Consider the following 7,194-nt stretch of genomic DNA (forward strand, 5'->3'; position numbering starts at 1 on the left):
CCGGGCGGCTTGTGTTTGGGCAGCTGGTTGGGTTGGTGGGGTGTTCCGGTCACCCGCCTCCCCATTCCGGCCCAAATGTTATGTGTTGGGTCAAGTCGACGAAGAGCGTGTCGACTTGACCCTCCTCTTCAGATGCAGCAAGGACTGTGGCGCGACTCGTGACGGGACCACCCCACCCAGGCCGTTCGGCAAGTACGGCTCGCCTTCGGCGTCGCTGGTGGGCGGGGTTTGTCGTGGGCGTGCGGTGTGTGCCTGGCTTTCAGCCTCGCCGCACCGCGCCTCCCGCACCGCGCCATCCCTCACTTACCTACGCACCGCGCCTCCCGCACCGCGCCATCCCTCGCTCTACCCACACACCGCGCCTCCCGTCCCGCCTCCCGCCCCGCGCCCCGCGTCGCCCTCCACACACCGCGCCTCTCGTCCCGCCACCCCGCTTCCCACCCCCGCGCCGGACCTCACCGCGTCGTCCCGCGCCCCCCACCCCGCGCCTCCCGTCCCACCCCCGGCGCCTCACTCCCACTCCGCCTCCACACCCAACCTCCCCCGGACAGCACAAAACCCCGACCCGCAAGCGGGTCGGGGCTTCGTGGTGAAGCGGGTGCGGAGCTAGGCCGACGTGAAGGCCAGCGCCACGTTGTGGCCGCCGAACCCGAACGAGTCGTTCACGGCCGCCTCCAGCTTGATCTTGCGCGGCTCGCCCGCCACCACGTCCAGCGTGACGGCCGGGTCCAGGTTCTCCAGGTTGAGCGTCTGGGGAACGATGCCGTCGCGGATCGACAGGACGGTGACGATCGCCTCGACCGCGCCTGCTGCGCCCAGCAGGTGGCCCAGTGCGCCCTTCGGGGCGGTCAGGACCGGGTGGTCGCCGATCGCCTTGCGGATCGCCACGGTCTCCGCCACGTCGCCGACCGGGGTGGAGGTCGCGTGGCAGTTCACGTGGCCCACGTCGGACGGGTCGATGCCGCCGGAGCGCAGGGACGCCGCGATCGCGCGCGACTGGCCCACGCCCTCGGGGTCCGGGGCGGTGATGTGGTAGCCGTCGGCGGAGGTGCCGATGCCGGCGAGCTTGCCGTAGATCTTGGCGCCGCGGGCCTCTGCGAACTCGCGCCGTTCCAGGACCATGACGCCCGCGCCCTCGCCGAGCACGAAGCCGTCGCGGGCCGTGTCGAACGGGCGCGAGGCCTTCTCCGGCTCGTCGTTGCGCGTGCTCATGGTGCGGGCCTGCGAGAAGCCCGCGACCGGGATGGCCGTGATGCACGCTTCGGCGCCGCCCGCGACGACCACGTCGGCTTCGCCGGACATGATCATGCGGTAGGCCCACGCGATGGCCTCGGCGCCCGACGCGCAGGCGGAAACCGGGGCGTGCACGCCCGCCTGTGCCTTCAGTTCCAGGCCCACGTGCGCGGCCGGGCCGTTCGGCATCAGCATCGGGACGGTCAGCGGCGACACCTTGCGCAGGCCCTGCTGCTCCAGGAGGTCGTCCTGGGTCAGGAGGGTGATCGCGCCGCCGATGCCCGTGCCGATGATCACGGCGAGGCGCTGGCGGTCGACGGTGTCGTCGTCGTGGCCCGCGTCGGCCCACGCCTGGCGGGACGCCACGATGGCGACCTGCTCGGAGCGGTCCAGGCGGCGTGCCTCTACTCGGGGGAGCACCTCGGTCGGGTCCACCACGAGCTGCGACGCGATCTTGACCGGCAGGTCGTACTTCTCGACCCAGTCGTGGGTCATGGGGCGAACCCCGGACTTGCCCGCCAGCAACGCGTCCCAGGTGGACGTGACATCACCACCGAGCGGGGTGGTGGCACCCAGCCCGGTGATGACGACCTCGATGCCCGAACTCACTTGTTGCTGGTGATGTAGTTCACCGCGTCACCAACGGTCTTGAGGTTGGCCAGCTCGTCGTCCGGGATCTTCACGCCGAACTTGTCCTCGGCCTGGACGGCGATCTCGACCATCGACAGCGAGTCGATGTCGAGGTCGTCCACGAAGGACTTCTCAGCGGTGACGTCGTCGGCGGCAACGCCGGCGACCTCTTCGACGATCTCGGCAAGACCGGACAGGACGTTGTCGCTCACTGAAGTTCCCTTTCGGTTGAAACGGTGGAAAAACCGGGGGTCACGGGACCCGGACGACCTGTCCCGCGTAGGACAGGCCGGCGCCGAAGCCGACCATCAGCACCACGTCCCCGGACGAGACCTCGCCCGCCGACCGCATGTGGTCGAGGGCCAGGGGAACGGAGGCCGAGGAGGTGTTGCCGGACTCGACGATGTCTCGAGCGATCTTCAGGTCCTCGCGCGCACCATTCTTGTACAGGCGCTTGGCGATGGCCTCGATGATCCTCAGGTTGGCCTGGTGCGGGACGAACACGTCCACTTCGGACAGTGGGACGCCCGCGAGCTCGGCGGCACGGATCGCGACCGGTGCGACCTGCGTCGTCGCCCACCGGAAGACCGTCTGGCCCTCCTGGTGGATGAACGAGTCGCGGTCGTCGATGCGGATGACCTCGGACATCGAGCCGTCCGAGCCCCACGCGACGGGGCCGATCTCGTTCGTGTCACTGGCGCCGACCACGACGGCACCCGCGCCGTCCGCGAAGATGATCGCGGTCGAGCGGTCGTCGGGGTGGGTCCAGTCGGTGAGCTTCTCCGCGCCGATGACGAGGACGTTGCGCACCGTGCCCGCGCGGACGATGTCCGCGGCGGTCGCGACGGCGTAGCAGAAGCCCGCGCACGCGGCGTTCAGGTCGAACGCGGCCGCGGCCTGCACGCCGAGCCTGGTGGCGACCTGCGCCGCCGCGTTCGGGATGGTCGACGGCATCGTGCACGTCGCCACGATCACGCCGCCGATGTCGGCGGCGGTGAGACCCGCGTCCTCGATCGCCTTCGTGCCCGCGAGGACGGACATGTCGACGACGCCCTCGTCCTTCGCCGCGACCCGGCGGTTGACGATGCCGACGCGCTCGCGGATCCACTCGTCCGAGGTGTCCATGCGCGCGGCGAGGTCGTGGTTGCTCACCACGGTCTCGGGCTGGTAGCTGCCGAGGCCGAGGATGCGGGCGCCCGCGGCTGCTTGCGGGGCCTGGAACGTCGTCACTTACTCGTCTCCAACGGTGTCGAAGAGCTCCGCGACCTTGTCGAGCTGGTCCGGGGTCTTCAGGGCGAGGGTTGCGGTGCCCTTCATCGCACGCTTGGCGAGACCGGTCAGCACGCCGGCGGGCGGCAGCTCGACCGAGCCGGTGACGCCCTTCTCGACGAGGGCGGCCTGGCAGAGGTCCCAGCGGACGGGGCTCGTGACCTGGGAGACCAGGCGCCGCAGCACCTCGGCGCCCTCGGTGACGAACTGACCGTCCTTGTTGGACACCAGCGGCAGCGACGGGTCCTGCGTGGCGACTTCGGCGGCACGCGCGCGCACTGCGTCTTCCGCAGGCGCCATGTACCGGGTGTGGAACGCGCCCGCGACGGCCAGCTTGCGGATCTTCGCCGGGCCGGGCGGGTTCTCCACGAGCGCGTCGAGCGCCGAGTGCGGACCGGCCGCGACGATCTGGCCGGCGCCGTTGCGGTTGGCGGGCACGAGACCGAGTTCCTCGAGGCGCGCGAGCACCTCAGGCTCGTCGCCGCCGAGCACCGCGGCCATGCCGGTCGGCTCCAGGGCGCACGCCTCGGCCATCGCGCGACCGCGCACGGCGGCCAGGGCGACGGCGTCGTCGGCGCTGATGACACCCGCGACGGCGGCCGCCGCGAGCTCGCCGACCGAGTGGCCGCCGACAGCCACCGCGGAGGGCAGGTCGACGCGCTTGCGCAGCTCACCGAACGCGAGGACGGCGAGAGCCACGACGAGCGGCTGGGTGATCGCGGTGTCGACGATCTCGTCGGCCTCCGCGGTGGTGCCGAGGCGCACCAGGTCCAGGCCCGTGATCTCCGACCACGTGCGCACCTGCTTCTCCGCCCCCTCCAGTTCGAGCCAGGGGGTGAGCATGCCGGGCGTCTGGGACCCTTGTCCGGGCGCGAGGAGTGCGATCACGCCGATTACTAAAGCCGGTGAACCCACCGGTACCCCATGCTGTAAAGAACGAAGTACGGCGATCGTATTTGTAGAGACCCTACAAAAGTGTCGGTGAGTCACGGGCGCGCCGACGTAAGCCCAGCTCAGGGCTGTGAGGGGTCGTTTGGCCCTCACTCTAACGGATGTGTGCGAAGTCCGTCACAGGTCGTTCGCTACCACAGCCCACGGGAGCGCGCTAGGCGTCCTACAGACAATGCGACGCGAAGCACAAGCGCGTCTCGAGCGTCATGTGCATTTCTTCCCGTCATTTCCTGAACGCGCCGAAGGCGATATCTGACCGTGTTCGGGTGCACGAACAGTCTTTTCGCGCACGTCTCCAGGACGCCGCCGACCTCCAGGAACGCGTCCACGGTCTCCAGCAGCGCGCCGCCCGCGTCCTCCAGCGGCCGGGCGACCCTGTCGACCAGCTGCCACTCCGCCTCCGGGTCGCCCGCGAGCGCCCGTTCCGGCAGCAGGTCGAGCGAGCGGACCGGCCGGGGAGCGGCGGGCCAGCCCACGACCGCCCGCAGTCCGCTCAACGCGTCGCTCGCGCTGCGGTGGGCCTCGGACAGCGACGCGACGGTCGGTCCCGCGACCACCGGACCCTCGCCGAAGCCCTCGGCGATGCGGCCCAGCACGTCCTCACCGGTCTCCGTCGGCCCGCCCAGCACCACGACCAGCCGCGATCCCTGCACGGACAGCAGCACCGGACGCCCGGCGCGCGCGGCCTTGCTGCGCACCGAGTAGATGATCGCGGGCGGGTCCTCGCCGCCGGGGTTGCCGACCAGCACGGTCGCCTCGAGCGCCGGGTCCCAGCCCAGCGCGGCGCCGCGGGAGAGCAGCGACTCCTCGGGGTCGCCACGCACGATGCCGTCCACGACCAGGGCCTCGAGCCGCGCGTCCCACGCGCCGCGGGCCTCGGCGGCCGCCGCGTAGGAGGTGGCGGCCGAGAAGGCGATCTCCCGCCCGTACCGGAGCACGCCCTCCATCAGCAGCGCGCGCTCGGCCTCGTTCGCCGCCATCTCCGGCAGCTGCCCCTCGAACAGCTCCAGAGCGATCCGCACGAGCTCGACGGTCTGGCGCAGGCTCACCCAGCGCGAGATGTCCTTGGGGGCGCTGCGGAACGCGTCCGCGGTCAGCCGGATCGCCTGCTGCCGGTCGTGCAGCCACTCGACGAAGCCCGCGACGCCGTTCTGGATCAGCAGCAGCACGCTCGCGCGCTGGTCGGCGGGCATCCGCGCGAACCACGGCAGCCGCCGCTCCATCTCGGACACGCTGGCGGTCGCGAGCGAGCCCGACGCGCGTTCGATCTTGCGCATGGTGCGGGCGGAGAGCGTCGGCGGGTGCTCCTCCTTCGCCTTGCTGCTGGTCATACCCGCAGCTTAAGGCCACAGAGGTGACATCACCGGGACGGGTGACAGACGCCATCGGCCAGGTTCAACGGCCATACCGTCGGGCAGCAGAGATCTTTCGGCTCGGCGTGGAGGTTTCGTCTTGCGCAGGTTCCCGGCACTCGCCCTTGGGGTCGTCGCTCTGCTGACCACGAGCACGGCTGCTTCAGCCGATCCACCCGACCCGCTCGCCGAGTTCCACTCCCAACCCGTCACGTGGGCGCAGTGCAGCGGAAAGCTCGGCGAGCTGGAATGCGCCACGCTCGTCGCGCCGCTCGACTACGCCAAACCGGCCGGCGACCGGATCAACCTGACCATCAGCCGCAAGAAGGCGACGGCGGCCGACCGCAGGCGCGGCGTGCTGTTCACCAATCCGGGTGGTCCCGGTGGCTCCGGGCTCGGGCTGCCGCTGTTCCTGATGAAGTCCGACCTCGTCCAGGTCTACGACGTGATCGGCATGGACCCGCGCGGCGTCGGCGGGTCGACGGCGCTGAACTGCCGCGCCACGCCCGCGATCGCCGCCCCCGAGTCACGCCCCGCGGACGGCGAGTTCGCCAAGTGGGCGGCCGAGGCGCGCGAGGCCGAGGAGTCCTGCCAGCGCTCGGGCGGAGGGATCCGGCAGTTCATCAGCACCGCGAACACCGCGCGGGACATGGACGTCGTGCGCGCCGTGCTGGGCGAGTCGAAGATCAACTACCTGGGCTACTCCTACGGCACGTACCTGGGCGCGGTGTACGGGACGCTGTTCCCGAACCGGCTCGACCGCAGCGTGCTCGACTCGGCCGTGCACCCGGAGTGGATCTGGCACGAGCAGTTCCGCCAGCAGGCTGTCGCGTACCGGATGGACGTCGAGGCGTGGGCCACCTGGGCGGGCGAGCGCAACGAGAAGTTCGGACTCGGCAAGTCCCGCGACGAGGTGCTGGCCGAGGTCGAGAAGGTCGCGGCGAAGCTGCACGCCGCCCCGGTCGGCGAGCACAACCGGTCGTCCTTCGACGGCGCGGTGGGCGTCGGCGCCCGCTACCGTCCACTGTGGTCGGACCTCGCGTCGATCGTGACCAAGCTGCGGTCGGGGGAGCAGCCCGCCAACGCCGAGGGCGCGAAGGCCGGCCAGGTGCTCGCGAAGACCGGTCTGGAGGAACTGCGCTCGGGCGTGTTCGACACGGTCACCTGCGAGTCGGACTGGCCGACGGACGTGAGCTTCTACTACGAGGACATGCGGATGTTCCGCGAGCGCTACCCGTACGGCTTCGGCATCGTCAGGGCCGCGCCGATGACCTGCACGTTCCGCTCCTTCACGCCGCCGGAGCCGCCGGTGAAGATCGGTCGCAGCGGCTACCCGATCGGCGTCGTCGTGCAGTCCGAGGGCGACACGCAGACCCAGTACGCGAGCGGCCCGGCGATGGCGCAGCGGCTCGGGCACAACCTGGTCACCGTCACCGACGAGGGCAAGCACGGCCTCTACAACGGTGGCAACAAGTGCGTCGACGACAAGGTCAACCGGTACCTGGTCGACGGCGCGCTGCCCGGCAGCAGCTACGAGTGCACCGGCGACCCGCGGCCCGAGGTGCCCAAGGACGGCCAGGGCGGCGCGGCGCCCGCGTTGTCGCCGGAGGGGATCCAGGCCTACCTGGACGGCCGGGGCTTCTCCGCGCGGCCGTGAGGCGGCAGACCCCGGACATGTGGAAGCGGCCGCCCCCCGGCGGGGGGGGGGGGTGCCACGACCCCGGCCCCCCCGGGTGGTGCAAGGAGGGGAGTATTTAGG

General features: G+C 71.1%; 6 protein-coding genes. 1 reads left to right on the forward strand and 5 read right to left on the reverse strand.

Annotation, left to right across the window (positions count from 1 at the left end):
- Positions 1–606: 606 nt before the first annotated feature.
- From fabF to ABZX02_RS43000, 5 genes are all read right to left on the reverse strand, one after another.
- Positions 607–1,842 (reverse strand): beta-ketoacyl-ACP synthase II, encoded by a 1,236-nt coding sequence (fabF, locus tag ABZX02_RS42980; RefSeq protein WP_355307717.1) that lies wholly within the window; start codon positions 1,840–1,842, stop codon positions 607–609.
- Positions 1,839–2,075 (reverse strand): acyl carrier protein, encoded by a 237-nt coding sequence (locus ABZX02_RS42985; protein ID WP_030465146.1) that lies wholly within the window; start codon positions 2,073–2,075, stop codon positions 1,839–1,841. The genes fabF and ABZX02_RS42985 overlap by 4 nt, the downstream gene beginning before the upstream one ends.
- Before the next feature lie 40 nt (positions 2,076–2,115).
- Positions 2,116–3,093, reverse strand: coding sequence for a beta-ketoacyl-ACP synthase III (locus ABZX02_RS42990; RefSeq protein ID WP_355307719.1), 978 nt, complete (start codon positions 3,091–3,093; stop codon positions 2,116–2,118).
- Entirely contained in the window at positions 3,094–4,020 is a 927-nt protein-coding gene (locus ABZX02_RS42995; protein ID WP_355307720.1) for an ACP S-malonyltransferase, read from the reverse strand.
- A gap of 194 nt (positions 4,021–4,214) precedes the next feature.
- The gene (locus ABZX02_RS43000) at positions 4,215–5,414 is read right to left on the reverse strand and encodes a helix-turn-helix domain-containing protein (RefSeq protein WP_355307722.1); all 1,200 of its coding nucleotides are present in this window, start codon (positions 5,412–5,414) and stop codon (positions 4,215–4,217) included.
- A gap of 121 nt (positions 5,415–5,535) precedes the next feature.
- Between ABZX02_RS43000 and ABZX02_RS43005 the strand changes: the two genes are divergently transcribed.
- Positions 5,536–7,092, forward strand: a complete 1,557-nt coding sequence (locus ABZX02_RS43005) for an alpha/beta hydrolase (protein ID WP_355307723.1) — start codon at positions 5,536–5,538, stop codon at positions 7,090–7,092.
- Positions 7,093–7,194 lie beyond the last annotated feature (102 nt).

Source organism: Lentzea sp. NPDC003310 (genome assembly GCF_040610935.1).
Classification (GTDB): domain Bacteria; phylum Actinomycetota; class Actinomycetes; order Mycobacteriales; family Pseudonocardiaceae; genus Lentzea.

Excerpts from the sequence above, each read along its gene's own strand:
- ABZX02_RS43000 (WP_355307722.1), bottom strand. The coding sequence starts at position 5,414 with ATGACCAGCAGCAAGGCGAAGGAGGAGCACCCGCCGACGCTCTCCGCC.